This is a genomic window from Cohnella sp. GCM10020058 (assembly GCF_042683485.1).
Lineage (GTDB): Bacteria > Bacillota > Bacilli > Paenibacillales > Paenibacillaceae > Cohnella.
Map to the genome: position 1 here is coordinate 25157 of NZ_JBHUJV010000023.1, position 19804 is coordinate 44960.

Annotated in this window: 14 protein-coding genes; 10 read left to right on the forward strand and 4 right to left on the reverse strand. The window is 56.1% G+C overall.

The features are described from left to right. Positions 1 to 19: 19 nt before the first annotated feature. The 7 genes from ACFSR7_RS33305 (at position 20) to ACFSR7_RS33335 (ending at position 10308) form a co-directional block, all read left to right on the forward strand. On the forward strand, positions 20 to 2329 hold the full coding sequence (locus ACFSR7_RS33305; protein ID WP_378168958.1) for a hypothetical protein: 2310 nt from the start codon (positions 20 to 22) through the stop codon (positions 2327 to 2329). 207 nt (positions 2330 to 2536) lie between these two features. After that, positions 2537 to 3508 carry an ABC transporter permease gene (locus tag ACFSR7_RS33310; protein ID WP_378168959.1) on the forward strand — a complete coding sequence of 324 codons (972 nt, stop codon included), beginning with the start codon at positions 2537 to 2539 and terminating at the stop codon, positions 3506 to 3508. Between the two features lie 28 nt (positions 3509 to 3536). Next, a complete protein-coding gene (locus ACFSR7_RS33315; protein WP_378168960.1) occupies positions 3537 to 4427 on the forward strand; it encodes a carbohydrate ABC transporter permease in 891 nt (296 codons plus the stop codon). Between the two features lie 89 nt (positions 4428 to 4516). Next, positions 4517 to 6253, forward strand: coding sequence for a type 2 periplasmic-binding domain-containing protein (locus ACFSR7_RS33320; RefSeq protein WP_378168961.1), 1737 nt, complete (start codon positions 4517 to 4519; stop codon positions 6251 to 6253). Positions 6254 to 6379: 126 nt separating this feature from the next. After that, positions 6380 to 8263: a sensor histidine kinase gene (locus ACFSR7_RS33325; RefSeq protein ID WP_378168962.1), complete on the forward strand. Its 1884-nt coding sequence runs from the start codon at positions 6380 to 6382 to the stop codon at positions 8261 to 8263. Then, positions 8263 to 9828 carry a response regulator gene (locus tag ACFSR7_RS33330; RefSeq protein ID WP_378168963.1) on the forward strand — a complete coding sequence of 522 codons (1566 nt, stop codon included), beginning with the start codon at positions 8263 to 8265 and terminating at the stop codon, positions 9826 to 9828. Before ACFSR7_RS33325 ends, ACFSR7_RS33330 begins: the two co-directional genes overlap by 1 nt. Before the next feature lie 105 nt (positions 9829 to 9933). Further along, positions 9934 to 10308 carry a hypothetical protein gene (locus ACFSR7_RS33335; RefSeq protein WP_378168964.1) on the forward strand — a complete coding sequence of 125 codons (375 nt, stop codon included), beginning with the start codon at positions 9934 to 9936 and terminating at the stop codon, positions 10306 to 10308. A 131-nt stretch (positions 10309 to 10439) separates the two neighbouring features. On the opposite strand, the gene ACFSR7_RS33340 is transcribed toward ACFSR7_RS33335, so the two are convergent. Beyond that, complete coding sequence (locus tag ACFSR7_RS33340) at positions 10440 to 11573, reverse strand: glycoside hydrolase family 88/105 protein (protein WP_378168965.1); 1134 nt, start codon at positions 11571 to 11573, stop codon at positions 10440 to 10442. 124 nt (positions 11574 to 11697) lie between these two features. On the opposite strand from ACFSR7_RS33340, the gene ACFSR7_RS33345 reads away from it, so the two are divergent. Both ACFSR7_RS33345 and ACFSR7_RS33350 read left to right on the forward strand, forming a co-directional pair. Continuing rightward, positions 11698 to 12537 carry an AraC family transcriptional regulator gene (locus tag ACFSR7_RS33345; RefSeq protein ID WP_378168966.1) on the forward strand — a complete coding sequence of 280 codons (840 nt, stop codon included), beginning with the start codon at positions 11698 to 11700 and terminating at the stop codon, positions 12535 to 12537. A 148-nt stretch (positions 12538 to 12685) separates the two neighbouring features. Continuing rightward, positions 12686 to 13660, forward strand: a complete 975-nt coding sequence (locus ACFSR7_RS33350; protein ID WP_378168967.1) for a GNAT family N-acetyltransferase — start codon at positions 12686 to 12688, stop codon at positions 13658 to 13660. A 534-nt stretch (positions 13661 to 14194) separates the two neighbouring features. On the opposite strand, the gene ACFSR7_RS33355 is transcribed toward ACFSR7_RS33350, so the two are convergent. Continuing rightward, the gene (locus tag ACFSR7_RS33355; protein WP_378168968.1) at positions 14195 to 15088 is read right to left on the reverse strand and encodes an AraC family transcriptional regulator; all 894 of its coding nucleotides are present in this window, start codon (positions 15086 to 15088) and stop codon (positions 14195 to 14197) included. A gap of 228 nt (positions 15089 to 15316) precedes the next feature. Here ACFSR7_RS33355 and ACFSR7_RS33360 point away from each other — a divergent pair, with 228 nt between their 5' ends. Beyond that, positions 15317 to 16168, forward strand: a complete 852-nt coding sequence (locus tag ACFSR7_RS33360) for an aldo/keto reductase (RefSeq protein WP_378168969.1) — start codon at positions 15317 to 15319, stop codon at positions 16166 to 16168. A 140-nt stretch (positions 16169 to 16308) separates the two neighbouring features. On the opposite strand, the gene ACFSR7_RS33365 is transcribed toward ACFSR7_RS33360, so the two are convergent. Together ACFSR7_RS33365 and ACFSR7_RS33370 are read right to left on the reverse strand one after the other, a co-directional pair. Then, positions 16309 to 16719, reverse strand: a complete 411-nt coding sequence (locus tag ACFSR7_RS33365; RefSeq protein WP_378168970.1) for a hypothetical protein — start codon at positions 16717 to 16719, stop codon at positions 16309 to 16311. A 643-nt stretch (positions 16720 to 17362) separates the two neighbouring features. Then, positions 17363 to 19639: a helix-turn-helix domain-containing protein gene (locus ACFSR7_RS33370; RefSeq protein WP_378168971.1), complete on the reverse strand. Its 2277-nt coding sequence runs from the start codon at positions 19637 to 19639 to the stop codon at positions 17363 to 17365. Positions 19640 to 19804: the final 165 nt, after the last annotated feature.

Consider the following 19804-nt stretch of genomic DNA (forward strand, 5'->3'; position numbering starts at 1 on the left):
CATTGACGGAGGTATCCCGATGAAAAAAACGATCGGCTTCAGAATTCAAGCATCGCTGACGGTAACCGCTATTGTAGCAGTATCGCTGGGCGTTCCGCTGGGCGAGCCGCTCAAATCCGCGCATGCGGCCAGCGTCACCGCCGTCAGGGCAACGGACTTCCTCGATTCGCTCGGAGTCGCGATCCATCTGGGCCAGGGGCAGAGCGCCGCTACCGTCGGCGCTGCCATGTCCTATGCGGGTCTTCGCAACGCCCGGGATATGATGAACGAGCTCAGCGACGTTAACGGCTTGCTGTACCTGTATAACACCTACGGCATCCGGACAGACGCAGGCGTGAACGGCCCGAACGACGCCAAGCTGACGGATCAGCTGAACAAAGCCCGTACGCTGGCGAATGCCGGCGCGCTCATGGCGGTCGAAGGGCCGAACGAGCCCGGCAACTTTCCCGTAACGTTCCTGGGTCAGACTTCCTCCCTTACCGGCACCTTCATGCCTGTCGCCAAGTACCAGCAGTCCCTGTACAGCCAGGTCAAGGCGGACTCGGTGCTGCTGAACTATCCCGTATACAGCGCGTCCAACCTCGGCGCCGAGCCGGACAATGTCGGCTTGCAGTATATTAAAATTCCGAGCGGAGCGGGGACGCTGATGCCGGACGGCACGACCTATGCGGACTATGCGAACTCCCATAATTACGTGTCGGGCAGTAACGGCCAGCTGTTCGGCCAATCGCTCGGCGACAACGTGACCTGGAACGCTGCCGACCCGACGCTCGAAATTTACAATTCGCTGCATCAGGATTTCGGCGTGACCTGGAACAAAAAATTCAACGGTTATACGAACGCACAATTGCAAGCGCTACCAAGAGTGACGACCGAGACCGGCTGGCCTTCGACCGGCGGCCCGGGCAATGTCATTACGCCTCAGCAGCAGGGCAAGGTGTTCATGAACCTGTATCTCAGCCAGTTCAAGCGCGGCATCAAGAATACTTTTATTTATCAGATCAAGGACGACAGCGAAGCGAACTTCGGCTTCATCGACGTGAACAACAATTACAAGCCTGCGGCCGATTATCTCCACAATCTCACGACGATCCTGAGCGACTACGGCTCCAAGACGCCCGGCCAGCTCGGTTATTCCATCGCGGGCGCGACGGCGACCGTGCACGATCTGCTGCTGCAGAAGCATGACGGCACGTTCGAGCTTGTCGTCTGGAACGATCGTTACAGCGGCACGAACAATATTACGGTCAATCTGGATGCCCCGGCGGCGATCGCGAGAACGTACGATCCGACGGTCGGGACGACGCCGACCGCTACGTATATTAACGCAAGCGCCATCAGCCTGGCGATGACCGATCATCCGATCGTGATCGAGATTCCGGCCGCGTCGGCGGCAACGGGCTCGGGCACGTACGCCTTTGACACCGGTTACTCGTCGACGCAGGGCGGCAATCAATGGTTTTACAAGCAGTGGAACGGCTCGGCCTACTCGGATATGACCTGGAACGGCAGCAGGTGGAAGGGCGCGCAGGCGTGGAGCCAGATCGGACAGAACGTGCTGCACCCGGATACGAATGCCGCCGCGCTCGCCTGGAAGGCGCCGAAGGCAGGCACCGTGAATGTCAGCGGCAACGTCAGGAAGCAGGACATGGGCGGCGGAGACGGCGTCAACGTCAAGATCATGAAAAACGGCACGCAGGTCTGGCCGGCCAGCGGCTGGCAGGCGATCGCCTTTAACGACGGCACGGGCGTGAGCCCCAACTTGAACGTGACCGTCGCGCAAAACGATATGATCTATTTCGTCGTGGACAAAAAGGGCGATAACGCCAGCGACTCGACGTACTGGAATCCGACGATCGCTTACCCGTCATCCTACACCTTAGCGAACGGATTTTCGTCCACGCAAGGGGCCAATCAATGGTCTTACAAGCAGTGGAACGGCTCGGCTTACTCGGACATGACCTGGAACGGCAGCGCATGGAAGGGTGCGCAGACCTGGTGCCAGATCTCCCCGACCGTGCTGCATCCGGATACGAACGCGGCCGCGCTGGCCTGGCGTGCGCCGCAGGCTGGCACCGTTAACGTCAGCGGCAACGTGAGGAAGCAGGACATGGGCGGCGGAGACGGCGTCAACGTCAAGATCATGAAAAACGGCACGCAGGTCTGGCCGGCCAGCGGCTGGCAAGCGATCGCCTTCAACGACGGCACGGGATACAACCCGAACGTGAACGTGACCGTCGCCGCAAACGACGTGATCTACTTCGTCGTGGACAAAAACGGCGACAACGCCAGCGATTCGACGTACTGGAATCCGACCGTCGCCTATTAAAACGAACCGATCGGCAGCGAAACAAGAGCCGTCCCCCGTCATCGCGACGACGGGGGACGGCTCTTTTCGATTTATTCTCTTTCCCGCCCCAACTTCCGAAAAACGGGGACGCGAAACGAAATATCGAGCCTACCCATGTTACAGGAGGGATCGTACAATACAAACAGATGAAAACACTTACATGTAAAAAGTCAGGAGGTCGATCGTATGGATGCCCGGGCGGAGGCGCTGGAAGCGCAGCGAACGCAGGCGCGCGCGCGCAGGGGCGGAGCGGCCGGATGGGCCAGGAAGCTGCTCGCCCAGCGCTACCTCCAAGCGATGGCCTTGCTGGGCGTAGCCTGGATGCTCGTGTTCAACTACATCCCGATGTACGGCCTTATCATCGCGTTCAAGGAGTACAACATCATCAAGTCGGTCGGCGAAGCGCCGTGGGTGGGCCTTACGCATTTCCGGGAATTTTTCTCGGACGACCAGCTGGCGGGCGTCATCCGCAATACGATCGGCATCAGCCTGCTCAAGCTGATCGTCGGCTTCCCGCTGCCGATTCTGTTTGCCCTTTTCTTGAACGAGCTCAGGTCGATCCGGTTCAAGAAGGCCGTGCAGACGATCTCATACCTGCCGCACTTCCTGTCATGGGTCATCCTGGGCGGCATCCTGACGACCTGGCTGTCGGACGTCGGCGTCATCAACAAGTTTCTGCAGGCGCTGGGCCTCATCCGCAATCCGGTCGATTATCTGGCCAGCCCGGGCTACTTCTGGACGATCGTCGTCTCCTCGGACATCTGGAAGGAGCTGGGCTGGTCGGCGATCATCTATCTGGCGGCCATGGCGAGCGTATCCCCGGAAATGTACGAAGCGGCGACGATCGACGGCGCCGGACGCTTCCAGAAAATGCGGTACGTGACGCTGCCGGGCATCGCCGGCACGATCTCGATCCTGTTCATCCTGGCGGTCAGCGGCCTGTTGACCTCCAACTTCGATCAGATCTTCGTCATGCGCAATGCGCTGAACGACAGTACGAGCAACGTCATCGACATCTTCGTATACCAGACAGGCATTTCTCAATCCCGCTATTCGTACGCGACCGCCGTCGGCTTGATCAAATCCGTCATCACGCTCGGACTGCTGCTCGGCGCGAACGGCATCCTGAAGCGCATGAATCAATCCACGTTGTTCTGACCGAGCTCGAGAGAAGGGAGGGCATCCGATGTTCGCATTAAAACGAAAAACGAGAGGCGAGGCCGTCTTCGACGGCGTTAACGTCCTGTTGATGCTCGTCATCTGCTTTTTGACGCTCTACCCCGTCTGGTACGTGCTCGTCAACTCGCTGAACAGCGGGCAGGACGCTATGCGCGGCGGCATCTACTGGCTGCCCCGGGTGTTCACCCTGGACAACTACGCGGCGGTCGTCGACAATCCCGGCATCGTAACGGCGATGGGGATTACGATTGCCAAGACGCTCGTCGGCACCGTCCTGCACGTGTTTTTCACGGCGATGGTCGCTTACGCGTTCTCCCGCCGGGAGCTGATCGGCCGCAATCTTTATATGGTCCTCGGCACGGTTACGATGATCTTCAACGGCGGGCTCATCCCGACCTTCCTGCTCATCCGCGATTTGCAGCTGCTGGACAATTTCTTTGTCTATATCATTCCGGCCATGTTCAGCTTTTTCGACCTGATTATCTTTGTCTCGTTTTTCCGCGAGCTGCCGCAGGGACTCGAGGAAGCTGCCAAGATCGACGGCGCCAACGACCTGGTGCTGTTCCTCCGGGTCGTCATCCCGGTCTCGCTCCCGGTCGTCGCGACGATCGCTCTCTTCCACGGCGTATGGCAATGGAACGACTATTTCGCCGGCGTCATCTACATCACGCAGAATACAGAGCTGCAGCCGATCCAGACGTTCCTCTATCGCGTCGTCGCGCAGAACGATACGAGCCAGATGGTCACGGCGGCGGCCGGCGGCATCACGAAGTCCGTCACGTCCAACTCGGTGAAAATGGCGACGATGGTCGTCACGACGCTGCCGATCGTACTCGCCTATCCGTTTCTGCAGCGTTACTTCGTAAAGGGGCTCATGATCGGATCGATCAAGGGCTGACGCGGATCCGCTGCTTCCTCTCCATACCATACGGGCAACCACGAATTCCCACATAGAAGTCTGCCAATACGATGCAAAGGGGAACAAACATGAACAAACGCGTATCCAACAAAACGATCGCTTCCACGCTGCTGCTCGCGCTGACGTTCTCGCTGTCGGCCTGCGCCGGCGGCAGCAACGAGAGCCAGTCAAGCTCGAGCGCTCCGGCTTCAAGCAGCGCCAGCCCGTCCGCCAGTTCGCCTTCGGCTTCGGGGACAGCCTCCGCTAGCGCGGAGAGCGAAGGCGAAGCGTCATCCGACGCGCCGGGCTGGCAGGCGGACGCCGCCAAGCCGATTACGTTCGACTGGTATCTGAACTTCTCCTGGTTCCCGAACAAATGGGGCGTCGATCCGACCTCCCAGTACGTCACGAAGAAGACGGGCGTCAACATCAACTTCATCGTCCCGGCCGGCAACGAGAACGAGAAGATGAACACGATGATCGCTTCAGGCAAGCTGCCGGACTTCATCACGCTCGGCTGGTACGAGGACGCCGTCAAGAAAATGCAGGAGGGCGGGCTCGTGCTGCCGCTCAACGAGCTGGCCAAGGAATACGACCCGTACTTCTTCAAGGTCGCCGATCCCGCGAAGCTGAGTTGGTATACCCAGCCGGACGGCAACGTCTACGGTTACCCGAATGCGTCGTCCTCGCCCAAGGACTACGAGACGTACGGGACGAATTTTACGTCCAACCAGACGTTCCTCGTCCGCAAGGACATGTACGAGGCGCTGGGCAGGCCGGACATGCGGACGCCGGAAGGCTTCCTCGCCGCCCTCAAGGCCGCGAAGGAAAAGTACAAGGACGTGAACGGCCAGCCGCTCATTCCCCTCGGGCTGCACGAGTTCACGCCGACGGGCAACTATTCGCTCGAGGATTATTTGGCCGACTTCCTGGCGATTCCGCGCGATGTGGACGGCAATTTGAACGACAAATATTCGCTCGTCGACAACGAGGAATACGTGAGCTGGCTCAAGGTATTCCGCCAGGCGAACCAGGACGGCCTGCTTGCGAAGGATATTTTCATCGACAAGCGCACGCAGATGGAGGAGAAGATCGCGCAGGGCCGCTACTTTGCGATGATCTACCAGCGCTCCGACCTGGCCGCCCAGGAGAACGTGCTGTACGCCAAGGACCCGAACTCGGTCTACATCGCCGTCGACGGTCCGGCCAACGCGACCCAGGATCCGCCCAAGCTTGCCGGACCTTCGATCTCGGGATGGACGGTCACGCTCATTTCCAAGGAAGTCAAGGACAAAGCGCGGGCCATCAAATTCCTCAGCTACCTGATCAGCGAGGAAGGGCAGAAGGATCTGTACCTTGGCGAAAAGGGCTTCTCGTATGATACGATCGACGGCAAGGATCAATTCAAGCCGGAAGCGCTGCAGCTGATGCAGTCCGACCGCACTTCTTTCGACAAAAAGTATGGCTCGTCGTACACCTTCTGGATGCTGATGGATACGAACATGAACCTGCAATGGGCGCCGCCGAGCGTCGAACCGACCAAGCAGATGGAGGACTGGACCCGCGGCAAGACGGTCAGCTATTCGCAGTACGATCTGATCGATCCGCCGGCCACGTCTCCCGAAGGCATCGCCAAGACGAAGATCGACACGCTCTGGAGCAAGGCGCTGCCGAAGCTGCTGCTGTCCAAGTCCGACGCGGATTTTGACAAGACGCTGCAGCAATTCAAGTCCGACCGCGCCAAGGCCGGCTACGACGCCATGCAGGCGTTCCGCCAGAAGAAGTTCGAGGAGAACGTCAAGAAGCTGGCGGATTTCATGAAGTAAGGCTCTGACCAAGGACTGTCGTCCCTTCCGGGACGGCATGTCCTTTTGGAGTTTTCGGGCAACGCAACGAATACGACGGCAAACGGAAGTGAAGGCATGCGGATGCGGACATGGTGGAAAAAAAAGATGCGAAAGCTGATCGAACGTCAGGAGCAGTGGTCGCTGCAAAAGCGGCTTATTCTCTCGTACGTGCTCATCCTGCTCATTCCGAGCGTCCTGATCTCGCTGCTGCTGTTCCGGCAGTTCGCAGGAAACGCGGTGAAGGACATGGAGCGGAAAAACGAAAATACGCTCGAGATCGAACGGCTGAACATCGACAACAACATCGAGACGATCAGGCGCGCTGCCGACCTCAGCTTGGCGGACCAGGAAGTGCTCGATTACATTTCCCGGACGACGGACCCGGACACCGCCGAGCTGATCGAGTTCAGCACGACCGTCGTTCCTGCGATCGGCCGGCTTCAATACAACAACCCGAATATTACGCATATTCGCATTTACTTCGACAACAAGCGGATCAACGAGATCTATCCGGCGTTCGCGGACGAGGAGCGGATGGCGTCGGAGCCCTGGTTCGGCCGTCTGACCGCTTCAAAGGATCGGACCGAGTGGAGCCTTGCGCCAAGCGACCCGGATCCGTTCAAGCTGATATTCGATAACGAGTCGAATGCGGGACTGCCGAAGGTCGCCTTTCTGAAAGAGATCATGTACCCGCAGAGCGTTCATGCGGGCATTCTCGAGGTCGACATGTCGATGGCGAGCTTTTTTCCCAAGACGTTCGGCAGCAGCGAGGATGACGTGTCCCAGCTTGTCATCTCCGATGCCCGGGGCAATCTGTACTACAATCGTCAGCAGAAGCTGCTGGCATCGACGGGCATAACGCCGGAAGCGTTAGCTGAAGCCCTGGTTCCGGCGGGCCGGGAGCCGTCCGCGAGCTTCCGCCTGACATTTGGCGGCAAGCCGTTTCTGGCAGTATCCCGCGAGATCGAGCCGCTGGGCGCCCGGATGGTGAACATCGTATCGCTTCAACATGTGCTCGACAGCGCCAGGCAGATGCGCGACCGCATCATCGCGGTCAACGTCATCCTGATCGCCATTCTTAGCGTCGCGACGTACGCGCTCAATTCGTTTATTTTGAAGAAGCTGCATACGTTGACCGATTCGATGAAGCGCGTTCGCCAGGGCGATTTCGGATTCGATCTGACGGTCAGAGGCGGCGGCGAGGTGGGCGAGCTGGCCCATCATTTCCGCAAGATGCTGCGCAAGATCAACGAGCTCATCGCGGACGCGGTGAACAAAAAAGCGGCGTCCAAGGAGACCGAGCTGCGGTCGCTGAAAAACCAGATCGACGCCCACTTTCTCTACAATACGCTGGAAAATATCAAGATGATGGCGGAGGTGGAGGGACAGTACCCGATCTCCGACGCGCTCACCTCGCTCGGCGGACTGATGCGCTACAATCTCAAGTGGACGAGCGAATACGTCAGGCTGCGCGACGAGGCGGCGCACATCACCAACTATATCGCCATCATGAACATCCGGTACGAGAACAAGATCCGCCTCGTCCTGGACATTCCTTCCTCGCTGCTGGACCAGGAGCTGCTGAAGATGTCGCTGCAGCCGATTGTGGAGAACGCGGTCAAGCACGGTCTGCGCGCGTCGTCGATGCGGGAGCTGACGATCCGCATTGAGGCGGAGGCGCGAGAGGGGACGCTCCTGCTCGCCGTCCGCGACGACGGTTGCGGCATGCCGCCGGACCGGGTCGCGCAGCTCAACCGGTCGATCTCCCTCGAGGCGCCGGAGCCCGCCGCTACGGCGGTGCCCGACGCGGCCGCGTCGAGGCCGGATGCCGGGCAGGAAGGCGGAGGCATCGGGCTGCGCAACGTGCATCAGCGCATTCAGCTCTATTACGGCAAGGAATACGGATTGACAGTGGATAGCGAGGAAGGCGTCTATACGCGGGTAATCATACGGATTCCTTATTTTATATTGACGGGAGGCGCCGGCTGATGCGAACGCTGCTGATCGTCGACGACGAGAAAAACATACGCGCAGGCTTGAAGGCGATGATCGAGCGCCAGTACGGAGAGCGCTACGACGTGTCGCTGGCCGCCGACGGGGCGGAGGCGCTGGCCGTCATCGGGAACGGACGGATCGACATCCTGATCACGGACATTCGCATGCCCGAGATGGACGGCTTGACCCTCATCCGGCTTGCGGCGGAGTTGTCGCCGAAAACCGCCGTCATCATTTTGAGCGGCCATGACGACTTCAATTACGCCAAGGAAGCGATCAAATTCCATGTACGGGAATATTTGCTGAAGCCGATCGTCCGGGAGGAGATGTACGGCATTCTGGACCGGGTAGAGGAGGAGATCGGCCGCGCCGAGGACGCGGAGAGCCGGCTTGACGAAGCCGGTCGGGTAAGGGAAGAACTGCGGGCGGCCCAGCTGAATTATATATTCGTGCACCCTGCCGTCGATCCGGACGAAGCGGCGGAGCGCTGCCGGTCCGCGGGGCTGCAGCGTCTCGAGCCGGCCTACCGGGTCGGCGCGCTCAAGTTCGCCGGCGACCGCCGGCAGAACGTGCTTGCGCAGGAGTTTCTCGCGCGGAGTCCCGAAGGGCGCGCATCGTTTCATCTGGAGGATCAGGACGGGTATTTGATCGTATTGACGGACGAGGCGGCGCTGTTCGACCGGCTGATGCTGTACTTAAAGGATAAGAGCGTTTCCTCCGCCTATCATATCGGACTCAGCCGCCAAAAGAAGGCGCTTAAGGACATCCGTGCGGGCTACGCGGAAGCCCGGCGCGCCGCGGGTTATAGCCTGCTTATGCCGCGCTGCAGCTCCTCGATCATCCGCTACGAGAGCGTGATGGACAGGGAGGACGCGCTTGAGGTGCCGGTCGACGACATCCGCAGGCTCTCCAATATGCTGGGAACGGACCGCGAGCAGGAGATGAAGGCGATCCTCGTCCGCCTTTTCGACTTAAAGAAGACGACGGAGGTATCGCTGGATTACCTCGAGCGTCTCAGCAAGCGAATGAACGAAATAGTATTCGACGACGTGTTCCGCACGTACGGCGAGGAATCCCTGGAAATATTGCGTCTGTATAAGCGGGTCGGCAGCATCTATCACTTCTCGGACATACACGAATACTTTCACGAGGCTGAAAACCTGTTGTTCCGGCTCGACGACTACGTCCGGACGGTTCGCTCGGCACTCGGGGACCATCGGGAGATGCGGAAGGCCGTTGCGTATATCGAGGATCATTATGCGGAGGATCTGAACATGGCGACGGTGTCCAATCACGTGTCCCTTAATTACTCGTACTTTAGCGAGCTGTTCAAGGAATTCACGGGCCAGAGCTTCGTATCGTACGTCAAGGCCGTGCGGATCGAGAAGGCGAAGGCGCTGCTTGCGCGGACGGACGATAAAATTTACGATATCGGCCAGCGCGTCGGCTTCGAGAACGCGAAGCAATTCAACCGCGTCTTCCGCGAGCTGGAGGGTGTACCTGCGTCGGAATATCGCGCGCGGAGACTGGCAGCCGGACATGCGGGTCCTGACGCGTGATGCGAAAGGTTAGTTAAAACAAGCTATTTCCCCGCTCGATTTGTCTTATTCCGTTTTTTGTCGATGGAATACGATGTTGTATTCCAAGACAAGGAAGTGATTGAATTGGCCAATCGAAACGTCAGCCTAGCGCTTTGGTCCGGGATCAATTTCACGGGCCGTCGCATTCTGTTGAGACGCGGAGGCGTGGCGGTCCGGGATCTTGGCGCATTCCGGTTTAACGACATGCTGTCGAGCTTCAGGCTTAATAATGTCGTGCAACCAACCCTAGTCACGCTCGTGCTGTTTTCCAATGCGAACTTTCGAGGGTCGTTCCGCGTGTTCCGCGGCAGCCAGAGCATAGCGAATCTGGGGCGGTTCAATTTCAACGACGTAACGTCTTCGTTCATTCTGGTCGGGCGCATATTGACAAACGCGGAGATCTTGCGGATCCAAAGCACGGGTATCCAGCCGCAGGACGTCCTCGTCATTCAACAATAAGCGAATCGTCTGTTTCGCCTGTCCCTGATTCGTTTCCAGCGAACACAGCGTCAGACAGATCGTCATCCGAAAAACCGCCCTCCGCCGGGCTGAGATGCCTGCGGTCCGGGCGGTTTGTTTTTTTCGGAAGGTCAAACGGCCAGGGGATGCAGACTCATCTCCGTGCACATCAGAATAAAGGCGCCGGCGCCGTGCAGGTCGTTCTCGCTTGTCGGACGCGCGATATAGTGGGCATAGTCGCCGATGCCCGTGCCGATGCAGATGCCGCCGATGACGACGTGGCCTCGCTCGTCGAACGTCAGCGTATCGATGACGCCTTGATAGCCTTTCCAGGCGTTGCCCATATACTTCGCATCCAGATAGCCCATACGCACGGCTTTGGCGATCGCATGCACGTACAGAGAGGTGCAGGAATTTTCCAGCCAGTTGTCGGGCCGGTCCGTCTTATCCACGACCTGGTACCAGCGGCCGGTTGCGGGATCCTGGTAGTTCGTCAGCGCGACGAGCAGGTTGTTCAAAATGGCTGTCAGCTTCGGGATGTCCCGGTGGTCCTCGGGCAAGTGCTCGAACATCTCCAGCAGAGCGACAGGGTACCAGCCGATGGCGCGTCCCCAGAACTCCGATGCGAGACCCGTCTTTGGGTCCGCCCACTCGGCGGTCCGAGTCTCGTCCCAGCCGTGGTGCATCAAGCCGGTGACGGGATCCGTCGTATGCTCGGCCATGAGCAGCGCCTGATGCGTCATCAGGCCGAAGTACGTATCGTCGCCGAACGTCCGGCCGTATTGTACGGCGATCGGGCCGCTCATGTACAAGCTGTCGAGCCACATTTGATTCGGGCAGTAGTCCTTGTGCCACAAGCCGCCCGAAGGATTCGTTTTCCACGTTTTAATGAGCGGCACAAGCGCGTGCAGCGCCTTGTTGTAGCGCTCGTCTCCCGTTTGCTCGTAAAGGTTGAACAAGAGCACGCCGGGCTGAATGTCGTCGAGCTCCTCCAGGTTGATCTTCCGGATGCTGCCGTCCTCGCGTACTTGGCTGTCCACCCAACGCTTGATATAGGACAAGTATTCGGGGTTCCCGGTTTCCCGCCAGCACTTTTCCATCCCGGACAGGAAGACGCCCTGATGGTAGTGGAACCGGTCCGGAGGCAGCTGCTCGGGCTCAAACTTGGTCATCAGCGCCTCGCAGGCCAGTTCGGCCCAGCGAATCGGGGAGTAGGTATCCCGGGTCCGGCCCCGTTCTGAGGTTGCCGTTTGCGGCTGTTCCATGTTGCGCATTCCTCCTTTGTGTTATAAACCTATAGTAGCAGCGATAAAAGTTCATATTTTGCGATTTATGCGGAATTCTTCTTATATCTTGCGGTAAAATGGCATGCGAGGAGGGAGGCCGGCAGTGGAGGAGATCCGGTACGACAATGCGGAAGGCACCTTTACGGTTTCCCATCGGAAGGCGCCGCGGCATCATATGCCGGTTCGGCACTTTCACGGCACTTACGAGATTTTTTATTTGATGTCGGGCCGGCGGCGCTTTTTTATCCAGGACCGGACGATCGTCATCGGCGAAGGCGACATCGTCGTCATCGCGCCGAACGTCGTGCACCGGACCACCGACACGGACATGCCCGAGCACGAGCGGCTCGTCGTGAATCTGCGCGGCGAGGACATGATCGCGGTGAACGGCGCCTGCGCGGGTATGCTGAATGCGCTGTCCGGCCGGGAGTATGCGGTTGTCGCGGGGGCTTCGTCGTCCGACCGGCAGGAAGTCGACGTCCTCGCGCGGCGAATCGTGCGGGAGGTGCAGGGGCGCGAGCCCGGGTTCGAGATCTACGCACAGACACTCGCGATGCAGCTGCTCGTGACGTGTTTCAGGTTGGCGGGGCAGTGGAACGAGGCGCGCGTCGACGATCCGAGTCCGATGCATGCGCGGATCTCGGAGGTCGTCCGGCATATCAACGAGCATTACGCGGAGCCGCTGTCCTTGCGGCTGCTGTCCGAGCGGTTTTTCGTAAGCCCCTATTATTTGAGCCGTTCCTTCAAGGAAGCGACGGGCTTTACCTTCGTGGAGTACATGAACAGCGTCCGGGTCAAGGAAGCGAAGAAGCTGCTGGAGCAGACCGCGCTTAAAGTCAACCAGATTGCGAGAAAGGCGGGCTTCAGCTCCGTCGCGCATTTCGGACGCGTATTCAAGCTCGTCACGGGCCGTGCGCCGATGTACTACAGGAAGGGGAGGTAGCGACTCGATCGTCGTGCGCCTCCTTTTTTTCGTGCAGATCTTATCAGATAACAACAATCGTAAGATCTGCCTATTTGTCCGGTCCTCCGCTTCGGCTACAGTGTCTAGTAGGCAAGCTCAACAAGGAATGCAGGAGGCATGGAACGTCATGAGATTCGAAAGGTTCGAGGAGAAGCACGCAGAGGGCGCGTTGGCGTTGTGGAACAAGGAGCTCGGCGCAGCGTTCCCGATGCGGCCGAGGCTGCTGGCGCAGAACACGCTTGAGGACAGCCGGCTGCTGCATAAGGGATCGTGGGTTGTGCGCGATGCCAAGAACGGTGCGGTTATCGGCTTGGCCATCTCGAAAAGGTCGGGCAAGGACGACGGCCGCTTTGGCCTTCGGCGCGACGCCGGATGGATCCAGGCGCTGCTGGTCGATTCGGCGAAGCGAGGGCAAGGCTTGGGAAGCGAGCTGCTCCGCTTGGCCGAAGACTCCTTGCGCGACGCCGGCGCGGATCGCATCGTGCTGGGCAACGATCTGCACCGCCGGCTGTTCCCGGGCATACCCGGCGAGTTGGCCGCGGCGCGGCAATGGTTCGAGCGCAGGGGCTATGTTCACCGGGAAGACGTCTATGACTTGATCAAAAGGTATGATCTGGGGGAGCGCATCGACATGCCCGAATTCGGCGGCGGCGCGGAGGCGAGGGTCGCAGAGCCGGCGGACCGGAATGCGTTGACGGCATTTATGGCGCGGTGCTTCCCGGGAACCTGGGTTCTGCAGCACCGCGACTATTGGGAGAAGGGCGGCACGGGGCGCGAGTACGTGGTGCTTGAGAAGGATGGCGCAATCGTCGGCTTCTGCCGGATGAACGACGCGGCTTCGCCGCTGCTGGCGCAAAATGTGTACTGGGCGCCGCTGTTCGGTGACGAGCTCGGCGGCATCGGCCCGCTCGGGATCGACGAAGCGTGCAGGGGACATCGGTACGGCATCTCGATCGTCCAGGCCGCCATCCACTTCCTTACGGCGCGCGGCGTGCGGCGGATCGTCATCGACACGACGCCGTTCGTCGACTTCTACGGCAAGCTTGGCTATGAGGTTTGGAAAACGTACGCGAAGTACGATAAAGAGCTGGGCGAGGCTTAAGCGGGCGCGATCGGCAACGCCAACGCCATCGTCCGTAAATTGCTCCCGTAACACCGCTGCGGGATCCGGCGGATAGGGGACCCCGGTCCGCGAAAACGGAAAAATGGGCAATTTAGCATAGCAAATTAGCGAATCGTATATCCCGAACTCACCACCCGCGGACAGCCTCTGCAGCACTACTCCGAGTATCTTGCGCGAGTGATCTCGTCAACTCGCTTCGGCACCGTAGGAGCAGCAGATAGACTCGTTTGCTATAGGGGATACGAGCGGCACGCGCGTCAAACACCGTCAGGTCGATAAACCTGACGGTGTTTGACGTGCATCGCGCCTCGAGGCCGTCAACCCGCGATTTACGCTGAATTGGATGGTGCTACGCTGACTTTGAATCGCTAAATGGTCAGACTTGGAATAATAATTTTTAGACTGCTCCAAATATTAAACCAGCGACGGTCAAGAACCTGAAAAATAAAGTCCTGGACCACCGCCGGTTTTATTGAACTGACGTCTCCCGTTAGGAGTTTAACTCCCTCTAAATCAAGTTTTCAAGCGTTTTACATCCTGTCTAGGCGGTAAGCCATACATTCGGGAATACTCGCGGCTAAATTGGGATGGACTTTCATAACCTACCCGAAATGCTACATCTGTGGCATCTGCCCCTTCGGTTAATAGTAAACGCCGTGCCTCCTGAAGTCTTAGTTGCTTTTGAAATTGTATGGGGCTCATCGCAGTAACTTCTTTAAAGTGTCGATGTAGCGTAGAAACACTCATATTAGCAATGTCGGCAAGTTCTTCAATTCGTTGTGATCGTGAAAAGTTGTTTGTCAGGTATAAAATTACATCGTTGATTTGATGAGCGGAACTACCCATAATCGCTATTTGCTGGAGCGCCCTTCCATGCTTACCTTGCAGAACTCGATATAGAATTTCCTTTGTATAGAGTGGCGCGAGCAGCGGTATATCATTTGGATGATCCATTAAACGCGCTAGCCTAAGGGCTGGATCGAGTAAAGGTAGATCTATTTGGCTCACATACATACCACGCTTAGCATTTTCCTTTGAACCTTCCTCGATATTTGAGTCGCGTATAACCTCTAAAATTTGATCTGCAGTAAATTTGAGAATATAGCCTAAATACGGTTCATCGGTTGTGGCTTTAGTGATTTTGGCGATAACGGGTAGATGAACAGAAGAAATAAGATAATCAGATGGGCAGTATCGAAATCGTTCCTCTCCGAGTAAAACCTCTTTCTCTCCCTGAACGACAATACAAAAAGAAGGGGTATACATTCCATGGTTAGGTACAAGCGCATTGGAATCGCGAACAAAACGTAAGGATGGGATATCGGTTTGATAAACGCCGTCCTTTTCCGAATATCGAGTAATAATGCCGGCCAATTCTTGTTGCTGTTTTGCAAGGACTTCAGACATTGGAACAATTCCCTTCTGCCTTTATTGTAGTTGAATTATAGTCGACTTCAGGAGCGTTTATAAGTGTCATGGGACGATTAGGCAAACATTTGACATGATCGGGATAACGGTCGCCTTTCGATTCAGTGCATAATAAGTATGCGGGAAGGGAAGATATTCAAGGATGCTGAGCGTAGGCTTTCTTCAGTAGTGTGGAATAAAGTTCATAAAATTAACGGAGGATTTCATATGCAAAAAGTTGTTTTGAACAATGGTGTAGAGATGCCTGTACTCGGTTTTGGTGTTTTTCAGATAGCGGATCAAAATGAATGTGAACAAAGCGTTTACGACGCCATCGCGGCAGGCTATCGGCTAATTGATACTGCGGCTTCTTATCTGAATGAGGAAGCAGTGGGTAGAGCGATTAAGCGGAGTGGCGTGGCACGAGAAGAACTGTTTATTACGACAAAGCTTTGGGTGCAGGATACTGGCTACGAGAAAACTAAGAAGGCATTCGAGCGATCGCTGGCACGGTTGCAGCTTGACTACCTCGATCTATATTTAATTCATCAGCCTTTTGGTGATGTACATGGTTCTTGGCGAGCGATGGAGGAGTTGTATCACGAGGGAAAAGTCCGTGCGATTGGTGTAAGTAACTTTCATGAGGATCGTTTGATCGATATGATTATTCAAAATGAAGTTACGCCGGCCGTAAACCAGGTTGAAACGCACCCGTTTAACCAACAAATCGACAATGCAAAATTCATGAAGGAAAACAATGTTCAGATCGAGTCCTGGGCACCATTCGCTGAAGGGAAAAACGATCTTTTCCATAATGAGGTATTGGTGTCCATAGCTCAGAAGTATAATAAATCCGTTGCTCAAGTGGTTTTGCGTTGGATGACGCAACGAGAAGTTGTTGTAATACCAAAATCTGTTCGTAAGGAACGAATTATTGAGAACTTCAACATCTTTGATTTTGAATTAACCGAGCAGGACATGGAGTCGATTGCTAAGCTGGATACAAAAGAAAGCCTTTTCTTCTCGCATCGTGACCCTGCGATGGTAAAATGGATCAGTGAACGTAAGCTAGAAATTTAATCTCCATACTTTCCCTTAAGCTGATCTTTAGATTTGCTGCCGCTGTGTATGCTTGTGCTACCGTCTGCCGTCAACTGAAACCTTATCTAAGTGATCTAGATGCAGGTGTTAGCCAGTTCAAATGTTTTATGTATTCAGCTTCAGTTCTGCTTGCTCCTAAAATGCTCTGCTGTTTCATGAATTTCATCATTTTCTGAGAATAATCCTCGATCAATAAATACTTTTAATAATTCTGGGGCTACCTCTCGTGTCACTTCTAGTAATCTAATGTATTGCCATTCGTCCGCCCAATCAATACATCTATTAACAACTTCAGAATAGTATTGTGTCAACCACTTGGGTGGTATTTTCTTCATACTATCTCTTGCTAAAGTAATTACAGTTATGTTCTGACTCTCGCAAGCATAATTAACAAGAACTCCCAGCAAGTTCATTCCAATTTCACTTGGCATTTGGTCGAGGGTTTTTAGACTTTCATAGGCATCCGGTAGTACTTTGTTAAGCGCTTTGCGTAACTGTAACTCGTAGGGATCAACTGATGGGCTGTCCATTATTATTCACCTCCGTAATCCACTGGTAAGACCTTGAACTGACAATTGGCGGTTTCACTGTCGTACTTGTGTTTAACGACATCAAAGCAGCTACCTTTTCCACACTCCCTTTAGGTTAGGTCTTCAACTATCCTGCTCTTTAGCTGAACAGCCTGCCGGATCCTGCCGGCAGGCTGCGTAGCTGAACCATCGATCCTCGTTAGGCATCATTTTCGAATGGTTTCTTAAATAGGTTTGTCAACGGCGCGTACCCCTGTATTTTTTCATCAGGTTAAAAACCAAGTAAGCAACACTTGTACAGAGCAAGAGAATTCGATCAAGTTTGAAATTAAGCTCGGTATTACTTCCCCTGAAAATATATTCATTGTAAAAGAAATGATTTTCGAGCGTAAAAGAACGTCCTGAAGCATCCATCACGATTTTACTGGCGATAACATCGACAAGCCAACACGCCAAGAGATAAGAGAGCAGTAGAACCGCCATTACGAATATTTTTCTATACTTCGTAAATATCTCTCCTCGAAATATGAGCATCGTCTTCCAATCATTTGACGTTAATGAATTTGAATTTGTTGCGTTAAACTGCTCGTAAGACTTAATGCCAGCTGCCGGTCGGCGGCCGTCTCGTAGCCGCCTCTGTCTTTTACTGATTATGACTTCTCCTGAACTCGCTCGGCGTAAGCCCCGTGTACCGCTTGAACACGCGGTTGAACGAGGCGACGGTATAGTAGCCGACGAGCGAAGCGATCTCCTGGATGAGCAGATCGGTATCCCGCAGCATCTGGCTGGCTTTGTTGATGCGCACGGTCAGGATGTAATCGCTGAGATTCGTGCCCGTCTTTTCCTTAAAGTACGTGGACAAATAAGGTCCCGTGATGCCCAGCTTGCCCGCGATCGCGTCGAGCGAGAGATCGTCGCCGAAATGCTCCTCGACGTATTCCATGACGAACTTCGTGATGATATCGGTCTCGGATTTCTTCGCGCGCACGGCTTCGGCTGACCGCGACAGGAATTTCCCGCAGAACGCCTTGTATTGCTCCAGCGTGTAGCAGCTTTTCAATTGATCGTAAGGCGATCCGCCTTCGGCGAAGGTCGTGAACGAGATATTTTGCGCGTACAAAATTTTGATCGTCCGATTGACCACGTCCTTGGCGAAGTCCTGAAATTGATGGGCGAGCGCGCCCGCCCGCGCCAGCTGGTCGAGCAGCTGGTTCACGAGCGGCACCGTCACCTCGTCGCAGCCGGCCTGCAGGTTGGCCGTAAGCTCCTGCTCCTCCGAAGGCGCCGGTATCATAAGCGAAGGCTGCGGGATCCATTCGCCGATGACCTGTACGTCCTCGCCGAGCCTGCGCTGCTTGATCAGGTCGAGGACGTCCTGGTACGTCTCCGCGAAGTCGGCGGAGTGGCTGCGGACCGGGCTGATCGCGATCGTGAAGTTGCAGTACGGGATGTCCGTACCCAGCATGCGGACCAGCTCGTCCATATTTTCGCCTCGCTGGCTCGCGCCGCGATCGCTTTTGACGAACAGGATCGTCAGCACCTGATCCTTCTCCAGCTGGAAGGTCAGGGAATCGTCGTATAGGCTGGTAAAATGCGCGTCGATCAGCTCTTTGTACATGTTGAAGGCGCGTAGGGGCGCGTTCGCGATCTCCTTGGTGAAGCGCTCCTTGAATTCGATCTGCGACAGCACGAGCCGGTAATGCGCGTCCGAGTCGACGGTCACCGGCAGCTGATCGCCGCCTCCGTGAATCTTCTTCAGTTTCTTCATATAAGCGAACTGCTGCAGCAGGCTGTTTTTGGCGAGCAGGTCTTCATGATATTCTCGGTTGGAGCGCGACAGGTCGCTTAACGTGTCGTGCAGCAGGTTGAATTCCTTGATCCGGCTCCCCTCGCCTGCGGGGACGCCGACCGCGCGCAGGGACTGCACGGAGCGGATCATGTTCGCAAGCGGATTGTGGAACCGCTTGGAGAACCAGTACGATACCGCGAGGCCGATCAGCACCGACAGCGCGAGCAGCGCCAGCATAATCAGGTTCAGGCGGCGCAGCTGCGCCGCCAGCCCTTTGTCCGGCACCATCTCGACATAGGTGAAGCCGGTCTCCCCGCCGGTCCGGTAGAAATAGTAGCGGTTGTCGACCTTGACGTAGCCTTTGCCCGTTTTCCCGGCGATCTTCGGCGGGAGGGCGGGGCCGTCATCCGAAGAAAAGAGCACCTGACCGCCGCCGTCGACGATAAAAAACGTGCTGCTCGGCTTGGCCTGATGGAAAGCCGTATAGATCCGGTCGCCGTTCAGAAAAGCGATAAAGGCGAAATCGTGATCGTAGCCGTTTTTGACCAGAATCGGCAGCAGCGTTCCGAGCGGCTTGCGCTCGAAGGGCGTGACGGAGGCGAACGAAGCGGCGGGATACACTTTAAAGCTAACCTCGCGGTCCATCTCATGCCGCCAAAAGTCCGCCGTGTACGCCGGTTCATAATAAAATTTCGAAAACATCGTATTCGCGTCGCGCGTGCCGTCGCGGTCGATGATGAAGTCGTCGCCGCGGAAGTAATAGACGATATTGTCCAAATAAAGGGAGGTGTTGTTCAAATTGTGCGCCAGCGACTTCTGCACGTCGACGACGACGTCGTAACGCCGCATCGGATCGCCGCGCTTCAATATTTCCGTGTCGTTGTCGAACAAATAGCCGAGCATGAAGCTGCGCACGAGCTTGATATGCTTCTCGTAATTGGCGGCGGTCGCGTTCAGGTTGAGGCTGCTGTTCAGGATGATCTCGTCCCGGATGCTTTGCCTGAAAAACGTGAAGGCGACCCAATTGATGGAGACCAGAAGGAGAATGATCGCGATGAAGCTGCCGAACAAGGTGTAGAAAAGAGACATTTGGTTTTTGGCCGTCCCCCGGAATCGCGCCGTCCATTTCATCCGATTACTCCTTTTTTACAAATTCGTCGATCAAGCTTTACATAAATCAGAGTATAGCCCCGTGTCAGCTTTACGCTCAATACTCATCGCTTCGGAAACTTATCCTTTTTTACGATCGCCCTCAAATACGCCTTCCTTTTTAAGATTCGACAAGAACCGTAAGAT